Annotated in this window: 16 protein-coding genes; 4 read left to right on the plus strand and 12 right to left on the minus strand. The window is 64.7% G+C overall.

Annotated features, from left to right (window positions below; all coding sequences use genetic code 11):
• Positions 1 to 18: 18 nt before the first annotated feature.
• The 5 genes from BMZ02_RS09705 to BMZ02_RS09725 all read right to left on the minus strand — a co-directional run bounded on the left by BMZ02_RS09705 (position 19) and on the right by BMZ02_RS09725 (position 5,731).
• Complete coding sequence (locus tag BMZ02_RS09705; protein WP_091642835.1) at positions 19 to 1,125, minus strand: ABC transporter permease; 1,107 nt, start codon at positions 1,123 to 1,125, stop codon at positions 19 to 21.
• A complete protein-coding gene (locus BMZ02_RS09710) occupies positions 1,125 to 2,219 on the minus strand; it encodes an ABC transporter permease (protein WP_091642838.1) in 1,095 nt (364 codons plus the stop codon). The genes BMZ02_RS09705 and BMZ02_RS09710 overlap by 1 nt, the downstream gene beginning before the upstream one ends.
• Entirely contained in the window at positions 2,216 to 3,928 is a 1,713-nt protein-coding gene (locus BMZ02_RS09715) for an ATP-binding cassette domain-containing protein (RefSeq protein ID WP_216110789.1), read from the minus strand. Before BMZ02_RS09715 ends, BMZ02_RS09710 begins: the two co-directional genes overlap by 4 nt.
• 34 nt (positions 3,929 to 3,962) lie before the next feature.
• Positions 3,963 to 4,925, minus strand: a complete 963-nt coding sequence (locus BMZ02_RS09720) for an HlyD family secretion protein (RefSeq protein ID WP_091642843.1) — start codon at positions 4,923 to 4,925, stop codon at positions 3,963 to 3,965.
• A 182-nt stretch (positions 4,926 to 5,107) separates the two neighbouring features.
• On the minus strand, positions 5,108 to 5,731 hold the full coding sequence (locus BMZ02_RS09725) for a methyltransferase family protein (RefSeq protein ID WP_091642845.1): 624 nt from the start codon (positions 5,729 to 5,731) through the stop codon (positions 5,108 to 5,110).
• A gap of 773 nt (positions 5,732 to 6,504) precedes the next feature.
• On the opposite strand from BMZ02_RS09725, the gene lgt reads away from it, so the two are divergent.
• The gene (lgt, locus tag BMZ02_RS09730) at positions 6,505 to 7,296 is read left to right on the plus strand and encodes a prolipoprotein diacylglyceryl transferase (RefSeq protein WP_091642848.1); all 792 of its coding nucleotides are present in this window, start codon (positions 6,505 to 6,507) and stop codon (positions 7,294 to 7,296) included.
• A 4-nt stretch (positions 7,297 to 7,300) separates the two neighbouring features.
• Here lgt and BMZ02_RS09735 read toward each other — a convergent pair whose 3' ends face one another.
• From BMZ02_RS09735 to BMZ02_RS09755, 5 genes are all read right to left on the minus strand, one after another.
• A complete protein-coding gene (locus tag BMZ02_RS09735) occupies positions 7,301 to 8,506 on the minus strand; it encodes an MFS transporter (protein ID WP_091642851.1) in 1,206 nt (401 codons plus the stop codon).
• A gap of 15 nt (positions 8,507 to 8,521) precedes the next feature.
• Positions 8,522 to 11,617 carry an efflux RND transporter permease subunit gene (locus BMZ02_RS09740; protein ID WP_091642854.1) on the minus strand — a complete coding sequence of 1,032 codons (3,096 nt, stop codon included), beginning with the start codon at positions 11,615 to 11,617 and terminating at the stop codon, positions 8,522 to 8,524.
• An 11-nt stretch (positions 11,618 to 11,628) separates the two neighbouring features.
• The gene (locus tag BMZ02_RS09745) at positions 11,629 to 13,254 is read right to left on the minus strand and encodes an efflux RND transporter periplasmic adaptor subunit (RefSeq protein ID WP_091642856.1); all 1,626 of its coding nucleotides are present in this window, start codon (positions 13,252 to 13,254) and stop codon (positions 11,629 to 11,631) included.
• Positions 13,251 to 14,393 carry a TolC family protein gene (locus tag BMZ02_RS09750; protein WP_483860438.1) on the minus strand — a complete coding sequence of 381 codons (1,143 nt, stop codon included), beginning with the start codon at positions 14,391 to 14,393 and terminating at the stop codon, positions 13,251 to 13,253. The genes BMZ02_RS09745 and BMZ02_RS09750 overlap by 4 nt, the downstream gene beginning before the upstream one ends.
• A 190-nt stretch (positions 14,394 to 14,583) precedes the next feature.
• Complete coding sequence (locus BMZ02_RS09755) at positions 14,584 to 14,955, minus strand: hypothetical protein (protein WP_091642862.1); 372 nt, start codon at positions 14,953 to 14,955, stop codon at positions 14,584 to 14,586.
• A 369-nt stretch (positions 14,956 to 15,324) separates the two neighbouring features.
• Between BMZ02_RS09755 and BMZ02_RS19200 the strand changes: the two genes are divergently transcribed.
• Positions 15,325 to 15,519, plus strand: coding sequence for a helix-turn-helix domain-containing protein (locus BMZ02_RS19200; RefSeq protein ID WP_281244323.1), 195 nt, complete (start codon positions 15,325 to 15,327; stop codon positions 15,517 to 15,519).
• Positions 15,520 to 15,533: 14 nt separating this feature from the next.
• Here BMZ02_RS19200 and BMZ02_RS19415 read toward each other — a convergent pair whose 3' ends face one another.
• Both BMZ02_RS19415 and BMZ02_RS09770 read right to left on the minus strand, forming a co-directional pair.
• On the minus strand, positions 15,534 to 15,806 hold the full coding sequence (locus BMZ02_RS19415; protein WP_425425075.1) for a GIY-YIG nuclease family protein: 273 nt from the start codon (positions 15,804 to 15,806) through the stop codon (positions 15,534 to 15,536).
• A 275-nt stretch (positions 15,807 to 16,081) separates the two neighbouring features.
• A complete protein-coding gene (locus tag BMZ02_RS09770) occupies positions 16,082 to 16,738 on the minus strand; it encodes an SOS response-associated peptidase (RefSeq protein WP_245753997.1) in 657 nt (218 codons plus the stop codon).
• A gap of 477 nt (positions 16,739 to 17,215) precedes the next feature.
• Here BMZ02_RS09770 and pilL2 point away from each other — a divergent pair, with 477 nt between their 5' ends.
• Both pilL2 and BMZ02_RS09780 read left to right on the plus strand, forming a co-directional pair.
• On the plus strand, positions 17,216 to 17,917 hold the full coding sequence (pilL2, locus tag BMZ02_RS09775; RefSeq protein ID WP_245753998.1) for a PFGI-1 class ICE element type IV pilus protein PilL2: 702 nt from the start codon (positions 17,216 to 17,218) through the stop codon (positions 17,915 to 17,917).
• Complete coding sequence (locus BMZ02_RS09780) at positions 17,917 to 18,690, plus strand: hypothetical protein (protein ID WP_091642875.1); 774 nt, start codon at positions 17,917 to 17,919, stop codon at positions 18,688 to 18,690. The genes pilL2 and BMZ02_RS09780 overlap by 1 nt, the downstream gene beginning before the upstream one ends.
• The last annotated feature ends 2 nt before the right edge of the window (positions 18,691 to 18,692 follow it).

Below are 18,692 nucleotides of genomic sequence, written 5' to 3' on the forward strand. Positions count from 1 at the left end.
CGTTTATTAGCCCCGGTTTCAGGACGCGGAAGTACGCCGGAATAGCATCGCGGCAAGGCCCAGTAGTGCCGCGCCTGACACCAGCAGGGCCAGCGCCTGGGGCCACAACACGTCCAGACCCGCCCCCTTGAGGAATACGCCGAGAATCACGTCCATGTAGTGGCGTAGCGGGCTTGCCAGCGACGCGGCCTGCAGAATCTCCGGCATGCTCTCCACAGGCGCCAGGGTTCCGGATAGCATCATCATCGGGAACAGGCCGAAAAATGCCAGCAGCAGCGCCTGCTGCTGGGTGTGACTGACAGTCGCGATCAGCACACCCAACCCGATTGCGCTCAGGAGGAACAAGCCAGTCAAGGCCAGGAAAAGAATCAAGCTGCCCTGCATGGGAACCCCGAACCACCACACGATCAGCAGGCTAGGGAAGACCGACAGCAAGCCGATCACCAGAGTCGGCGTAACCTTGGCGATGAATAGCTCAGTGATGCGAATCGGGGTGACGCGCAACTGCTCAATGGTGCCCGCCTCTTTCTCGCGGACAATCGACGCCGCCGAATAGATCACGCCCACCATAAGGGCTGCAAGGCCGATCATGGACAACACCATGAACGAGGTAAACGTCTGATCGGGGTTGTAACGCACGCGCAGAATCGACTCGACCCCGGCAGACACGGGGACGCCGTCCAGTCCCTCCATGGCAAACCGGTTGATGATCTCCAGCGCATCGCCTCGCGCTTGCGCCGCGAGGTTGGCGTGAGTGCCGTCCAGCAACAACTGAACGGCGGGTCGCTCGGCACGACTGAGATCGCGTTGGAACCCCTGCGGCACCACGAGCGCCACCCGGGCGCGCCCCTCTTGCAGCCATTGCTCGATCGCCTGGTCGTCCGCGGCCTGACCGACATACGCGAACGCGTCGGTGGTGGTGAACCGCTCCACCAGGCTTCGACTCGCCGGCGTGCGATCTTCATCCACCACCGCGAACGGCATGTTTTCCACATCCATGGTCAGCGCATAGGCGCAGATCACCACCTCCACGGTGTACAGCCAGAGAATCAGAACCAGAATGATGCGATCCCGTAGAAGCTGCACGAACTCCTTGGCGAGCAACCCCCTGAGCCGTGTCCCCATCACGCCACCTTCTTGCGGAAACGCCACACGGCAAAGCCAAAGATAACCGCCGTGTAGGCCAGCAGCAGCAGCGCCGACGGCCAGAGCTCCGGCAGCATCGCCCCCTTGAGAACCAGGTCACGGGAGAAGCCGACGAAGTACTGGACCGGGAACACCTGCGTGTAGATCTGCATGACATCGGGCATGGTGAAGATCGGGAAAAGAAACCCCGAGAACAGGAAGGCCGGCATAAGCGTGACAATGAGGGCGAGCAGCATAGCCACGAGCTGACTGCTGGTCAGCGTCGAGATGAGCAGCCCAATGCCGACGGTACAGAAAACGTAGACAAGCCCCACGGCAAGCAACAGGCCCGGATTCCCGCGCAGCGGCACGTCGAACCAGACGAAACCGACGACGATGACCATGAGCAGTTGCAGGAAGGCAATGCCCCCGTACGGGATCAGCTTGCCCGCCAGGAACTCGGCGGCGGTAAGCGGCGAGGCGAAAATCTGCTGGATCGAGCCGCTCTGCTTCTCGCGGGTCAGGGCCAACGCTGTGAGCAGCGGCGGCAGCGCCATGAGGATGACGCCGAACAGCCCTGGGATGACGTAGACCGTGCTGGCGAGCGCCGGGTTGTACCACACACGCGATTCCACGCGCACGGACCCCTCCGCTGGCTGGCCGAACCCGGCAATTACGGTTTCGGCGTACCGGGCCACGAGATTGGCCGTGGATGAGTATGTGCCGTCGACCAGCACCTGAACCGGCGCGTGCTCCCCGCGTGCCACCCGCTCCCCGAACCGTGGCGGAATGGATACCACCAGGTTCACCGCACCGCGCCGCAGATCGGCCTCCCCCTGCTCCGGGGTCGCGTAATCGCTCTCCAGCCGGAAGTAACCACTGCCCACGAACTGCTCCACGAGTGCTCGGCTCGTGGGCGAACGGTCCTGATCCACGAGGCCCAGGCGCACATCATCCACCTCCATGGAAATGCCGTAGCCGAACAGAAACAGCATGACCAGGGGCATCAGCAGCGCCACCACGACGGTCGCCCGGTCACGGACGATCTCCCGGGTTTCCTTGCCCACGACCGCGGCGATGCGGGTCCGCTTCATGGTGCCGCCTCCGTCGCCGCCGCGGCGCTCTGCTCCCGCTCAATGAAGGCGACGAAAATCTCCTCTGCCGACACCAGGCCGCGCCCTGGGAACTGCTCCCGCAGGGCGTCGAGATCCCCCGTGGCGATCAACCGTCCCTCGTGCATCAGGCCCAGCCGGTGGCAGTACGCCGCTTCACCAAGGTGATGGGTGGTCACCAGCACCGTCATTCCGCCGTCCGCAAGCAAGCGGATCAAGCGCCAGAAGCGCGAGCGCGCCAGGGGATCCACTCCGGATGTCGGTTCGTCGAGGAACAGCACCGATGGTTGGTGCAGAATGCTGCACGCAAGCGCCACCCGCTGTCGGACGGCCCCTGACAGGCGTCCCACCAGTTCCTTTTCGAACGGCTCGATATCGCAGATCGCCAGCGCCCATGGGATTGTTCGCCGCGCAGAGCGGCGCGACAAGCCGTAAGCGCTGGCGAAGAAGGCGAGGTTCTGGGCCACCGTGAGGTCCAGATACAGCGAGAAACGCTGGGACATGTACCCAATGCGCCCCCGGAGCACCTGCGGGGCCGACAGGACGTCCGCGTCGGCAACACGCGCCATGCCGGCCGTGGGCGCGAGCAAGCCGCAGAGCATGCGTATGAGCGTGGTCTTGCCGGCCCCGTTGGCTCCAAGCAAACCGAAAATCTCCCCACCCACGACCTCCAGGGAGACACGATCCACGGCCACGAAATCACCGAAACGCCGTGTCACCTCGCGGGCGATGATGGCCTCCGACACCGCCACGGCGGGCGTGCTCACCTCCGCAGTGCCCTGGAGCCCGGCATCACCCGGCGTGACACCACGGAGAAAGACGAACACGTCATCCATGCCCGGCCTTGCCGGCTCTGCCCGGCCCGTGCCCTGAAGATGGGCGTCCAGCCCGGACGCATCAGCGGCCGACGCCTCCATGACCACGCGCACCTGGTCGGCCCACCAGTCCACCCCCAGAACGCCCGGCACATTCCGCAGCCCAGCCTCGACGGTCGCGGGTTGCTCCGTAGTGACGCGGTAGACGTTGCCCTGCGCCAACGCACGCAGATCCGATGGCGTCCCTTGCGCAAGAACACGGCCTTCATCGAGAAAGAGCACACGATCGCATCGCTCCGCCTCGTCCATGTACGACGTGGCAAAGACAACCGTGGCGCCCTGCTCCCGGCGATCCTCGAGCATGCGCCACAGCTCCCGCCGGGACATGGGATCAACGCCCAGTCCCGGCTCATCGAGCAGCAGTAACGCAGGCTCGTGGATGAGATTGGCGCACAGGGCGAGCTTTTTGCGCATACCACCCGACAGCGCACCCTCGCGTCGATCCGTGAACGGCGCGAGCCCGGCCATGGCCAGTAACCGCTGCCGCCGGTCCGCGAATACGTCAGCCGGGACGTCACGTACACTCGCCGCGAACGCCAGGTTCTCCGCGACGCTCAGGCGGTCATAGAGCGTGAACCCCTGCGCCATGTAGCCGATACGGGACGTCACCTGCGCTGCTTCACGGACCGTGTCGAACCCCAGGACGCGGGCATGGCCCTCGGTGGGATCGAGGATCGCGCTGAGGAGTTGCAGCAACGTGGTCTTGCCGGCACCGTCCGGCCCGACCAGACCGACGATTTCGCCGGTGCGCACGGTCAGATCAACGTTCTCGACAGCGCGGGAGCGGCGGTACCGCCGCCCCAGACCCTCAGCCACGATGACTGTTTCCCCCTCCGCCATCGTGCCGCCCCTAGCTCCCCGGAACGAAAAGCCGTTCCGGCCATTGCGCCCCGTCCTGCCAGAGAATCCAGGCATCCGCCGGCATGCCCGGCTTGAGCGTCCCGTCTGGATTATCGAGATCGATGGTCACGCCGTAGACCATGCGCACGCGTTCATCCGGCATGTGGATATCCCGCGGCGTGAACTGCGCGGTCTGGTCGATACGTGCGATCCGACCCTCGAAAGCGTGCTCGGGAAAGGCATCCACGCGCACACGCACCGGGCCGCCAAGATCGATGCGCCCGAGGTCGCGTCCCGGGATGAAGACCCTGAGCTCGACCCGCGTCAGATCCACCAAAGTGGCCACCGGTTGCCCTGGCTGCAGGAACTCACCGGTTTCCACCGACCGGGTCAGCACCGTGCCGTCAATCGGCGCCGCTATTCGGGCTCGAGCAAGACGGTTGGCGCGCAACTCGCGCTCGTGCTCGGTCGCCGTGATCCTTTGAGTGATCGCGGCGATGTCCGCCTCGGCCACGGCAACACGCGCCCGCGCCTCACGGAACCCATCCTCAGCCTGGTCCACCTCGCTTTGACTCACGGCTTCGTCCTCCAGCATGCGCCGCAGTCGCGTCAGTTGCCGCTCCGCCGTCTCCTCATGATGCTCCCAGAGTTCCAGGTTTCGCCGGGCGCGGTCGCGCTCCAGGTTGAGGGCCTCGATCTCGGACTCCACACGGGCCTTCTCAAGCCGTAGATCCGCATCGTCGACCCGGACCAGCGGGTCACCTCTGGCAACTGTCTTACCCTCGACCAGATGGCTTTCCAACACCGTCCCAGAGACCTCGGCGGCAACGCGGACCTCGGTGGTTTCGATGCGCCCGTTGCCATACAGAACCTGCTCCGGTAGCGGAGCCGGCTTGAGATAGAGATACAACCCGTACGAACCGCCGGCGATCACGAGCAGAACAATCGCGGTCCAAACCCAGGCTGAGCGCATTCACCACCTCGCAATGTCCGTCTCCGGACGGTTCGTTACGGCTTCTCAGTCCCCACCGGTTCGGCTTCCCCGGATTTTCTTTTCCGCGGACGCCCTCCTCGGCGACTCACATTCCACCCCACGAGAGCGAACACGACCAGGAGGGCCATTCCGCTCATGATGGTCACGACTTGCGCAGTCATTTACGGCTCCTCCTGCTGTACCCCGCCGACGGATCGGGGAATGAACATGGGAACACGCTGCTGATACGCCCGGTATTCATCACCGAACTGATTCAGCATTGTTTGCTCTTCCTTGCGTGCCAAAAGGGTGTACGCCACGACGATCACCAGGAATGCGATCACGGAGACGATGGTCGGCCAGTGCACAACGCCTTCTCCGAAGACAATCAGAAACAACCCGGTGTACTGGGGGTGGCGCACACGGGCATAGATGCCGTCGGTCATGAGTGCTTGCTCACGACGTGCGCGATGGATCCGTCGCCAGCCTTCCACAACCATCGTTGCGCCAATGAACACCAGGGTGTAACCGATGATCATGGCAACGATGTGCGCGGCTGGCGTGCCAAAGAGTTGTTCCCAGAGATTGCCGCCGTCGGTCCACGCGACATCCAGACCAAAGAAGCGGGCCAGAAAGTAAATCGTGAGCGGAAACCCGTACATCTCCGCGTAGAACGCGATGATAAAGGCCTGCAGGGCACCCGCACGCGTCCACTCTTTCCAACTGTCCGGCGCCAGGTAGCGGTACATCAGCCAGGAGACGACGACAATAACGATAATGGCCAGGCCCCACATGCCCATGTGCATTCGCATCGTCTCCCTGCTTGGTCGTCACTGGCAGTGCGGAAGAGCCCCTTGGGCTGCCTCCCGGTCGTTTCCACCGGGAGACTTCCGCGACCACGTAACATTCAATGATGCACGCTCCTTCACGCTCGCAGCTTGATATGGGTCAAAGGCATGGGCCCACGAACTGCTACTGTGTGAAGGACGTGAAGCCCGCCGATGGCCGCCGGAATAGCACATGCCACAACCGTTCACAGCATCAGGGGTGCATCCCGGGAGCACGTTCCCGCCACGGCAGCCGCTGTGGATGTTGGTGCTGCTCGTGCTATTGCTCTTGCCGGCAGGGCTGGCTTCGGCTTTATCGCAGAGTGATTCCTCGGGTACGAGCCTGGTAGGCGCCATCAGTCACCAGCCAGATGATCCGCTTTGCCGGCACACCGACACGCGAGAGGAATTCGCCTCACCCTCCTCGCGAGCACGCGACGATGGCGCACCTCAATCCAGTGACGGCGCGATTCTTTCACCAAATCCCCGAGCCACGCCTTCACGCCGTGCCAAGCCAACCAACGTACAGCCGCGCCTGTCCGCACCGTCTACCCCTATTGCGCTCTACCGCTTAACCCAGCGACTGCGACTCTGAGACCGACCTCCTGCTCCAAGAACTGATACCAGCGATGGACCCGGCACCCGTGTAACCGGGCCAATCGTCACTGCATGTAGGTCCATCGGGTGCTGTTCCTCGATTGGAGCCCAACCACCCGGATCAATGGACCAGAGACAAGGAAAAGGATCCATTCATGCTGACCTATCCCGACATCGACCCGGTCGCCATCCAGCTCGGCCCCGTGGCCATCCACTGGTACGGCCTCATGTACCTCATCGGCTTCGGCGCCGCCTGGCTGCTCGGCCGCTGGCGCGCCCAGCGCTATGACAGCCCCATCCGCCCGCTACAGATGGAAGACGTCCTCGTCTTCGGCGCCATCGGCGCCATCCTCGGCGGGCGTATCGGCTACGTGCTGTTCTACGAGTCCGCCCTGCTCACCGCCGACCCGCTGGCCATCATCCGCGTCTGGGAGGGCGGCATGAGCTTCCACGGCGGCCTGCTCGGCGTCCTCGCCGGCCTGTGGCTGTACGCCAAGCGCACCGGCTGCGGCTTCCTGCGGCTGACCGACTTCGCCGCGCCGCTGGTCCCCATCGGCCTGGGTGCCGGACGCATCGGCAACTTCATCAACGGCGAACTCTGGGGGCGGGCCAGCGACGTGCCCTGGGCCATGGTCTACCCGCCCATGGGGCCCGACCCGCGCCACCCCAGCCAGCTCTACCAGTTCCTGCTCGAAGGCGTGGTGCTGTTCATCGCCCTGTGGCTGTTCACCCGCAAACCGCGCCCCACCATGGCCGCCTCCGGGCTGTTCCTGGTGCTCTACGGCAGCTTCCGCTTCATCGTCGAGTTCGTGCGCCTGCCCGACGAGCAACTGGGGTATCTCGCCTTCGACTGGGTGACCATGGGGCAGGTCCTGTCGACGCCGATGATCCTGCTGGGCGCGGCACTGATGTACCTGGCCTACCGGCAAACAGCGAGATACTCATGACTTTTCAAGCATGTTCGATGTCCACCAGATCCTCATTCGGCCACAGCCACCATGCAGTCACCGCTGCCACTGCCGCCAGAGCCGAAAAACCGGCGAACACGGCCCCGATCCCCATATACAGCCCGACCCACCCGGCCAGGGGATACGTCACCAGCCAGCAGGCGTGCGACAGGGAGAACTGCGCCGCGAACACTGCGGGCCGGTCGTCCTCCCCTGCAGATCGCCGCAGGAGCCTGCCCGCAGGCGTCAGCACGAGCGAAGAACCGACTCCCAAGAGCAGCCACACACCCAGCAGGCCGTGGAAGCCGGGGTTGGTCAAACCAGCCGCGAGGCCCGCGCTGATGAGGAAGGGGCCCGCGATCATGGTCGGCCGCTCCGGCAGGTGTCGCAGTAACCCCGGCAGAGTCAGCGCGACGATCATGCTCCCCGCGCCGAACGCCACCATGGCAATCGCGACCTCTGCCTCACCTAGCGCGAGCCGCTCACGGACGTAGACAACCGTATTCACCAGCGCCATGGCGCCACCCGCGGCGACGGCAACATTCAACGCGAGCAACCCCCGTAATCGCGCTGTGCGGGCGAAGATGCGCAGCCCGAGCATGGAACGGTGCCACAAACCGGTGTCGCCGGGGTGCGGTGCAACATCCGGCAAACGCGTGAGCGCAATGAGCAGCGCCGCAATGACGAAGCCGATTACTGTCCCGAGAAAGAGCCAGTGAAACGTCACCACCAGCAGTAGTGCGGCGGCGAATGCGGGGCTGAGAAGGTTCTCCAGATCGTAGGCCAGCCGCGACAGGGACAACGCCTTGGTATACGTTCGTTCGTCGGGAAGGATGTCCGGGATGGTCGCCTGCAACGTTGGTGTGAAAAGCGCCGACGCCGTCTGCAGCAGGAAGACCAAGATATAGATCTGCCACACGGCGGTGACGAACGGCAGCAACAGCACAACGCCCGCCCGCAACAATGTCAGCGCCACGAGAAGCAGTCGTCTTGGCAGGCGCCCGGCCAGAGCGCCGGCCATTGGCCCGATGGCCACGTAGGTCAGCATCTTGATGGTCAGGGCAGTGGCAAGCACCGCGCCGGCCTCGCCGCCTGCCAGCTCGTAGGCCAGGAGCGCAAGGGCGACGGTCGTCAACCCGGTGCCGAACAGCGCGAGGACCTGCGCCGCGTACAGGCGGCGAAAGGTGGTGTTTGCTAGCGGTGCCAGCATGTCTGCCTCATCCGGCTACCTCGTGGAAGCCGATATGGCCGCACCGTGCCGGCCGTCCTGCACCCAGTGGTAGAGCGCGGGCAACACCAGCATATTGAGTGCCGTGGAGCCGAGCAGGCCACCGAGGATCACGATGGCGATGGGCGCCTGAATCTCGGTGCCCGTCTCGCCAAGGCCAAGCGCCAGAGGAATCATCGCCAGGGCGGCGGTCAATGCGGTCATCAGTATCGGGGTCAGCCGCTCCTGCGCGCCACGCTCCACGGCTTCGTTCAGCGGAACACCCTCGGCAGCGAGGCTCTGGTAGCGGCTGATCAACAGCAGGCCGTTGCGTACAGCGATCCCGAACAGGGTGATGAAACCCACCAGTGCGGCGATGGTCAGCACGCCCCCCATGGCGAAGACCGCGATCACGCCGCCGATCAGGGCCAGCGGAATGTTCACCATCACCAGCAGAACAAGCGGCAACGAGCGCAGAGCAAGCTGCAAAACCAGCAGCATCGCGATCAGGACGCCGACGGATGCGATGGCCAATGTCCGTGTTGCTTGCGCCTCCGCCTCGAACTGGCCACCCAGCTCCACGCGATACCCGTCAGGCAGATCGACCTCTTGGCCGATTGTGGCCCGCACGTCTGTGGCCGCCCCGCGAAGGTCGCGTCCGGCGATGTTCGCACTCACGACCAGGCGGCGCTCGGCGCCCTCCCGGTTGATCTGCGCGGGCCCGCGTTCGATCCGCGGTTCGGCCACCTCATTCAGGCGAATGGTGTGTCCCGTTGGCGTGTGCAACGGAATGTCCGTCAGGCCGTCGAGCGTGCGATGTTCCTCGGCCATGCGTACCACGACATCAAACCGCCGCTCCCCTTCGAAGACCTGCGCTACACGGGCACCGCGCCAGGCTGTGTCAATGGTGTCTGCGGTATCCGCCACGGTCAGGCCGTAACGCGCCATTGCCGAGCGGTCCGCATGCAGGCGCACCTGAGGCACCGCTGCCACCGGCTCGGTGGAGAGATCAACAATGCCATCCACCCCGGCCATGGCGGATTCGACCCGATTCGCCAGGCTCTGCAGCTCACCCAGCGCCGGACCGACGATCTTCACTGACAGATCAGCCCGCACCCCGGTCAGCGTATGGTCGATGCGGTGGGAAATCGGCTGGCCGATATTGAACTGCCCGGGAAACGCGCCCAGGCCATCCCGCAGCTCGCCCAGAAACGCTTCCTTTCCCTGCGGCAATGGCCCCAGGCGCACTTCCAGTTCGCTGATGTTCGGCGGCTGTGTGTGCTCAGCGCCCTCCGCCCGGCCGGTACGGCGGGCGACGGAAAGGATCTCTTCCTGCTCCAGCAGCCAGTCCTCCACCTGACGGGCCATCTCTGCCGAGGCCTCCAGGCTCGTGCCGGGCGGCGTGGCCATCTCGACGGTGAGGCTGCCCTCGTTGAAGTCGGGGAGAAAAGAACGCCCCAGCATCAACGCAGAGGCGAGGGTGGCAATCGCCAGCAAAGCGGAAACCGCGACCACGCTCCGCCGGAACCGGAGGGTGGTGCGCAACACGGGGCGATAAACACGTTGCAGGAGGGCAGCCACCGGGGGTTCCCGCCCACCGCTGCGGCTTGCGATGGCAGGCAGCAGCCAGCGTGCCAGCACCGGCGTCACCGTCAGCGCGACCATCAGCGACGCGGCAATCGCAACCAGGTAGGCGACGCCTAATGGCTCCAGCAGGCGGCCTTCCACGCCACCGAGGAAGAACAGTGGGGTGAACACCAGCATGATGATGACGGTGGAGTACACCACCGGGTAGCGCACCTCCGAGCAGGCCCGGCGCACAGTCTCGTCAAGGCTGGCGGCGTCGCCGTCACCTGCCTCCCGGAGGCGCCGATAGATGTTCTCCACGAAGATGATTGCATCGTCCACCAGCGCGCCGATAGCAATGGTCATGCCGCCAAGCGTCATGGTGTTGATGGTGATTCCGAGTGCCTGCAGGGCGAGCACGGCGGCGGTCAGCGACAGCGGAATGGCGATCACGGAGACCAGCGTGATGCGCACGCTCAGCAGGAACACCAGCAGGATCAGCGCCACGAAGATCGCCCCGTCGCGAAGCGCCTCCACCACATTACTGACCGCGACCTGGATGAAGTCGGCCTGACGGAACAGGTTCGGTTCGATGCGGATGCCGTCGGGTAGCCCGGCCTCCAGGCGCTCAAGCGTCGCGTCGATGGTGCGAGTCAAATCGAGGGTGTCAGCGTCGGGTTGCCGTGAGACAGCCACGACCACCCCAGGATGCCCATTCACACCTGCATCCCCCACAGGAATGCCCGGGGCCATGGCGACGTCCGCCACATGCCGGAGCAGGATGGGCATGTCGTCGCGCACGGCGACCACCGCCTGTTCGATCTCTTCAAGACGCTCGGCACGGCCGAGAAAGCGAATGAGGTAGTCCTGGCCCCCCTCGCCCAGGCGATCACCGCCGGCATTGCGGCTGACCTGCTCCAGCGCGTCGCGGACGTCGTTGAGGTTCAGCCCCAGGGCCGCCAGGCGCTCGGGTGCGACCTGCACCTGGTACTGACGGACCCGCCCACCCAGCATTGTGACCTGGGCCACGCCCGGAATGGCTTCGAGCTGGCGGGCGACCACCCAGTCCGCCACTTCGCGGATCTGCATGCCGTCGTCATCTGCCTCGTCGTACAGGCCCAGAAACGCGATCTCGCCCAGGATGGAACTGATGGGACCCAGCTGCGGCGATTCGATCCCTTCGGGCAGTTGCGGTGTGACCTGACTCAGCCGCTCGGTGACCACCTGGCGGGTCTCGTAGACCTCCTCACCCCAGTCGAACTCGACCCAGACGATGGAGAACCCGGCCACCGCCTGTGAGCGCACCCGGCGCACGCCCGAGGCCCCGCTCACGGCGGATTCGATCGGGTAATTGATCTGCTGCTCGACTTCCTCTGCTGCCAACCCCGGCGCCTCTGTCATCACGGTCACCGTCGGGGCGGTCAGATCGGGGAACACATCAATGGGTGCCTGGGTTGCCTGCCAGGCCCCGAGCAGCAGCACACCCAGCGCGCCGGCGATCACCAGCAACCGGTTGGCCAATGACCATCCAATCAGTCGATCCAGCATGTCTGTGCCCCTTAGTGCGCGTGGCCGTGGCCCGCGTCATCGGTGTCGCGCCCGGCCAGCAGCACGGCGTAGGCGCCTTCGGTGACCACCCGCTCACCGGCTTCAAGCCCGGAGACAATCTCGACCCGGCCCGCGGCCCGCATCCCGGTACGCACCGGCCGGCGTTCGAAGGATTCACCGCCGGTCTGGACGATCACCACCGCAACGCCGTCATCGTCGATCAGTGCCTGACGGGGCAAGAGAATTCGCTCCCGAGGAGCTTCCGTGGCCATGGCAACGGTGACGGGCATACCGGGGCGATAGCGAGACGCTTCCGCCTCGAGCCCAAAGGCAACCCGGAGTAACTGCCCCGGCGCTTCGAACTCGCCACTTTCCCAGACCGGTTCGCCCTCGAGCGCATGCCAGTCGCGGTTGCCGGGTTGACGCACCATCGGGTCAGCGAGCGTCCTGACCCGCTCCAGATCCGCCGGGTAGAGGTGGGCAACCAGCCACAGACGTTCGCCGTCGAGCACCGTCGCGAGCTGCTGGCCGGCCTGGACGACCTCTCCGGGGCCAACCTCAAGGGATTCCACGCGCCCGTCGGCCGGAGCACGGAGAACGATGGCCCCCGGATCGGCGTCGCCACCGAGGTGCCCCTGGCGTTCGCGTGCGTCCTCCAGTTCCGCTCGGGCGGTATTGCGCTCCCGCCGGGCTTCCACCACACGGCTTTCAGCAACCACACCCTCCTCGGCAAGGGCGGTCAGGCGTTCGAACTCCGCCTCGGCCGCAGCCAGACGCTCGCGTGCCCTTGCCACATCGAGGGCGAGACCACTGGCGGCACCGGCATCGGGAAGCAATGTAAGCCGCATCATCGGCTCGCCGCGCTCGACGCCTCGACCGTACTGCGGCCAGCTCTCGGCAGCGGTGACGACACCGGTTGCCGGCGCAATGAGGCGTGCGCGGGCGCCAGGGGCTTCGCGGATCGTGCCCGGCACTTCAATACGTTCCGCAAACCCCTCACGCCGTGCCGGCGTGGCCGCAAAGTTCATACGCCATTGGGTCTCCTTGAGGAAGGTAATCGCATCACCATCATCGTCGTGGTGGTCATCCTCGTGATCTCCGTGCTCGCCATCATGATCGTGCTCGTGACTGAACCAGTGCCGAATCCAGGACCAGATTCCGTGTGGATGCTCGTGATCGTCCTCATGATCATGCGCATCGTCGTGGCGGTGGTCGTTGTCGTGGGCGTGGTCATGGTCAGGCGCGTCGGGAATGTCCACCTCGCCGAGATCACTGCTGCGCTCACCCTCAGGGCCCTCATGCCGGCCGACCAGGGCATAACGCCCGGCGGCAGGCAACTCCAGGGCGACCGGGAAGATGCCAGGGCGTTCGGCTTCGGCAACCCCTTGGGCGACCACGTCACCATTGCCGTCATGCAGCGCCAGGGCCACGCTGCCTCCGGTTACCGGGGAGTGCTCGTCCAGTCTGGTCGCGTGGACGAGAAACGTCCGGCTCTCACCGGCGGCGAGCGGCTCGGCTTCCAGGAACCATTCCAGACCGTCAGCCCAGCGGGTGATCTCCAATTCATCAGCCAGCACGGGAAGGGTTACAAGCGCGGCGACAAGGGCTGCCGACAGCCCGATGATCCAGTTTTTCATTGGGTGTCCTCCACGAGGCTTTGCCCCCGACCGAGGCGCAGTTCGCGCCACTCTTCCCAGCTCTCGGCCAGCAACTGCTGCTCCTGCCGAACCGCATCGAAGTGGGTGTTGTACGCCTCGAGCAACTCCAGGAGCGTAGCCTCGCCGGTCTCGTACCCGCGGTAGGTCAGCTCCCGGACCCGGTGTGCGGGGGCAAGCGTCTCCTCCCGGTGGCGCTCGAGTTCACGGAGCAAGTGGGCGAGATATTCGGTGCTGACGCTGATCTGACGGGCAAGATCCCGATGCAGGGTCCGGGCGTCGGCCTGCACCTGTCGGCGTTCGGCAGCGTACTCGCGAACCCGACCCTGGTTGCGATCCCATAGCGGCAGTTCGAGCTGGATCCCGACACCCACCGAGCCTTCCCGGCTCCCGTCGATGACGTCGCGCTCCCGGAAGAGACGGACACTGACGTCCGGCCGGCCTTCGGCCCGCGCCCGGGAGATCTCCGACGCGGCGGCCCGTTGTCGCTCGGACGCGGCCCGGAGCGCGGGGTGATCATGCAGACCGTCCTGGCCGGGGCCGGTGTCCGCCGCTTGCAGGGCGGGAACGTCAAAGGGTGGCGCCTCCCCTAGTTCACCAGGGCTCAAGTCGAGCCAGGAGGCCAGGACGGCACGGGCTTCGGCGCGTTCACCCTCGGCGGCTTCCAGGTCACGCATGGCCTCTGAGCGAAACAGCGTGATCCGCAGGCGCTCGCGCTCGGACAGATCACCGCGCTCCTCGCGCAGACGGGCGATGCGATTCAACCGTTCCGCCTCTTCCAGGCGCTGTTGCGCCAGGCCGTAGTCGGCCTCGGTCTTCTGCCAGGCATGAAAGGCCGCGCCTATCGCCGCTTCCAGCTCAAGACGTCCCACCTCGGCCATGGCTTCGGCCTCGGCAACACGGGCGTCCGCCGCATCGCGCCCATGCCCGAGCTGCCCCCACAGCGGGAGCGGCTGGGTCAGACTCAACTCGGTCAACGCATAGCCGCCGCGCCCATCCTCGCGCCCCAGTCCCTCCGAGACATCGGCCTCGAGCCTCGGGTTGGGCCAGCGCCCCGTCTGATCCCGAGAGCCGCGCTGGACAGATATCCGGTGTTCCAGCGCGTCCGTTTCCGGCGCCACCGAAAGGCCGTGTGTCACGGCACGTTCAAACGTCCACGTACCGCTGCCCGCGACCGCGGCAGACATGCAGAACAGCCCGACCAGTCCGATGACGGTCGAGGCTCTGAGCCAGTCATGCATGGGAAACACTCCCCATTGAATATGGAGCTTCCGGGGCCGAAGCACACCCGGCGCGTTTGCATTCAACGGGTCAGGCGGGGGGTCCGCGCAGCGGCCGTGTGAGCCAGGTCGGGGGTGGCCTGAGGTGCGGACGGAAAAACCGGGAAGGAGGAGGCTGCCGCGCGGTCACGAACGATGTGTCGGGCGTATCGAAAAGCAACACCACAAAAACGAGATCGAGCGTCGACCCTGGCTTACCCGTTCCCTGTGGCGTCAGATCGACGTCATCGGCGCCGTCGTGTTGATGCGTGTGCCCGGAACCCTGCGTCCCATGCAGGTGGGCGCCGTGCACGTCATCCTCCAGGTGCAGATGCAATCCCGCCCCTTGCAGCAAAGGCACGGAAACCACCAGCAGCAGCACGGCCAGGGCATTCAACCAACGATGGCGATGACGGGTCCACATAGGCCCAACATTCTACACCGGGCTCAAGCCGAGGACAAAGCGATTACTTGGCTTTTCCCGGGATTCCGGCGCTCTCTTCATCGATAGCGGACGTCGGGAAAGGCTGGATGACCTTCCGCAATGGGTCGGCTGCTGGCCCTCGAGGGTGCGCACAGGAAGCTGACCCACAGCCGACTGCCCACGCGAAAACCAGTACGGTTCAACGTGCTCTGCGCCGTGCTGGGGCTCATCGGACGGCCTCTTTGGTGTTGGAACACCTCAATGCCGTGGCAGGCATCAGCCTAAGCACGATACCCTTCGAGGCTCGGCCTAACCCCTCCATAGGAGTCGTCAACCTGGGCGGATTCGGCTATGACAGCACCATCTGTGATGACCACCGAAGAGATAGCGCAGTATCTACGGATCTCGGTAAGGACTGTTATCCGCATGCGGCAGCAGCGAGAAGGGCCACCGTGGAGCCGCGTCGGTCGCCAAGTGCGGTATCTTCGCAATGAGGTCGATGAGTACCTGCGACGGCAGCAGGTTTGGCCACCCCGTTCGGCAAAGCCCGATAGGTCCACCTGACGAAGCGCAAGCGGCTACGAAGCACCTCGTTTGTTCTCTGCCGGTGAGAGTGTAGAGATCAGGTACTGCTCCAAACTCAGAGCTTCGAACGGCTCTGTGACCCGAACGGCCAGGATGAAGTACGGACGACGAATCCAGTTGCCGACAACACGACAACCACGGTCCTCACGATACTGGAAATGTGCAGCGAGCCGTTTTCCTACGTCTCTGGCAGACCCTACGTACCGCAAATCCATCGCCTTGCCAAGCAGCAGGTACACACCGGATTTGCCGTTGTGGGGCCACACATCTTTTGGCCAACCTTAGAAATCCCTGGTCCCATCGGGCTCCAGTTCATATAGCCGGCTTAACTCAAGGGCGCCCAGCGCCGGCCCCCGATATTTGCTCGAATACTCCAACACTTGATTCGCAATTTCGGTAGGTATTGCCATTCTTGGTCCTCCCCTTTCGCTTCTCGCGTCCCGGATCAACGCACGTTCGCGGCATTCTTCATCAATGCCGAAGCCAGAGTGGCGTTATCAGGCTCCTTCATCCGTAACGGCAGGTGCACCTGCCCTGCGTCCTAGCTCCTGTGGACGATCGATGCATCATCGTTTTGGGGCTTGTTCACCCGGGTACTCACAGTCCAGTGGAGAAAATCTTCCGCATTGCGCGACCGAATCCCCTGCTTAACGGCATCGCGCTCGGTCAGTGAACGGTCGAGCCAGGCGCCATAGGATCCAGGATCAAGCACTAGCGGCATGCGCGGATGGATGTGGGCAAGAGAGGCCGACGCCGGCTGGGTGATGATGGCGAAGTTGGCCTCCTTGCGTTCGCGTTCGGGGTCGTAGATTCCGGCGAACATCAAGAGCTGGCCGTCCTCGCCGTGCGTGATGTAGTAAGGGACCTTGCCCTTGCCTTCCTGAGCTTGCCATTCGAACCAGCCATTGGCCGGCACCAGGCAGCGGTGGCGCGCAAACGCGTGACGGAAGAACGGTGATGTGGCCACCTTCTCGGCGCGCGCGTTGATGGGACGCGGTGCGTCATCGCCGGCCCAGGGAGGTCGGAACCCCCACAGGCACTGCCGAATCTGGACGCCATCATCGTCCTGCCAGGCGACGGGTGGATGGGTTCCCGGCGGGATGTTGTAGTGCGGAGTGAACTCCGGCCCGTCATCGTCCACACCGAGCACTTCGGCAATGCGTCGACGGGAGTCGTAGAAAGAGTAGCGGCCGCACACAGGAGGACTCCTTGGCACCCGCACGCCGCATACGGTTGATTTCCCTGCAGCCAGGTGCATCGCCTTCCCGGGCGACGGCGGGCTGGTTACAAAGTTAATCCGACGGGCATTGTGGGTCAACGACGCCCGGAAGCGGGCCGTTTCAATCCTTGGGATCCCTTTCCGCATTCTTCGGTAAGGCCTCGGAGCAGAATACCGGGCACTACGGGTAACGGCGCTCATCCCTTTCGCTTTCACCCTTTCCGGGCAAGCCCCTTGCCCGTCGACGCCCTTCCCTTCACCACCCTTGCCCGCTGTTTCATCCTTTGGCCGCTCGCGTACGCGAAAAACCCTCGTACTCGCACAATAGTTTTCTGCTCTGCCGGTTCCGGGGCTGCGGGAGACTACCCCTGCCCGGCCCGAGATGCCGGGTGGCTTCCACAGAGCCCGCCCACGCCACTCGGCGTGGGCGCTTTCTAACCCCGTGGGAGACGCAGGATGCGACAGCTTTGTGCATTGGCGATCGCGGCAATGGTGGCGCCGGCTGTAGTTGCGGACGACCCGACACAGGTGGGGCGGTACCAGACGACAGCACCGTTGCCGACCGATTCACAGATCGAACCGCTTCAAGTGCGGGTGACGCTCACCTTTCCGCCAGAAGTGGAAACCGTGGGCCAGGCCATGGGTTATGCCCTGGAGCGCAGCGGCTACCGGCTCCAGTCCGTGGACAAGGCCGATCCAGCGATGAAGCTGCTGCTGACCCGCGCCCTTCCGGAGTCCCACCGGGAGTTGGGGCCGATGGCGTTGGAGACGCTCCTGCAGACGTTGGCCGGACGGCCCTGGCGCCTGGTGATCGACCCTGCGGCTCGTCTGGTCTCGTTCGAGGCGCGCGAACCCTATGCCGCTGGTGCGCGCGCCGCCGCGGCCGATATCGAGGCCGAGGATATAGAGCTGGCAAAGACCCGGGATCGGTACGGGCCTGTCGTCAAAGGCCAGACCTTGTATTCGATCGCCGAAGAACTCGCTCCGCACTCTCCGGAGCGGGCAACCATCGCCCTCTTCCATGCCAATCCACATGCCTTCGAGAGACCGAGCCCGCACCACCTCAAGGCAGGCGCGATGCTGGAAATCCCGGATCAAGCAGCAATCGACGCCATCAGCGTCGTGGAGGTCCGGGAGAAGCTGCTGGAGGCGGATTAATGACAGACGATCAAAACATCACCGAGCAGGGCGTCCATGCGGAGGACACCGGACCACAGGCAGAGGCCGACGAGGCCATCCAGCGCTCTGCAGTATCGTCAGCCTGGCGAAAGCGAGCGGTAGTGGCTGGCGGGGCGATCTTTGCCGTGGCAACAGCCGCACTCATTGCCGGAGGCGGTATTGGGCAAACGGGCGATTCCGCTTCGGGTGACGCCGGGGCCGCAGAGTCCGATACCGCCGATACCCACTCCGTGCTCGCCACACTGGAGACGCGCCTCGAGGCCCTGGACCGTGAACTTGATGGCCTGAACAACCAGATTCGTGGCCTCGCCGATGACTACGGTGAATTGCTGGACCAAACACGCCGGTTCCAGGAGGAGCTGAAACAGCAAGGCGAGGCCCTGGATGTGGCCCCGAAACCTGAGCGGGTCGCCTCCCTGGAGCAGGAGATCAATGACCTCCGGGCGACGACAGACGAGCTCACCGCTATGGATGACGACCACGCCTCTGCGACGGATCTGGCGGCCGTCGCCGAACGTGTCAACCGGCTGGAACAGGCACCGGAAACGCCGGAACTCAATGGTGCCTTGGTGACCATTGATCACTGGGGCAACAGCGCCCTGGCTGTACTGAACCGCAACGGTCGCACCGAGCGTCTGCGACGCGGGGAGCGGATCGGAGCCTGGCGCCTGGAAAGCCTCGACGCCAATGCCGGCGTCGCGGTCTTCCGTCACCCGGCGGGACACACCACCGCACTCGCAGTGGAGGACTAACC

Source organism: Aquisalimonas asiatica (assembly GCF_900110585.1).
Lineage (GTDB): Bacteria > Pseudomonadota > Gammaproteobacteria > Nitrococcales > Aquisalimonadaceae > Aquisalimonas > Aquisalimonas asiatica.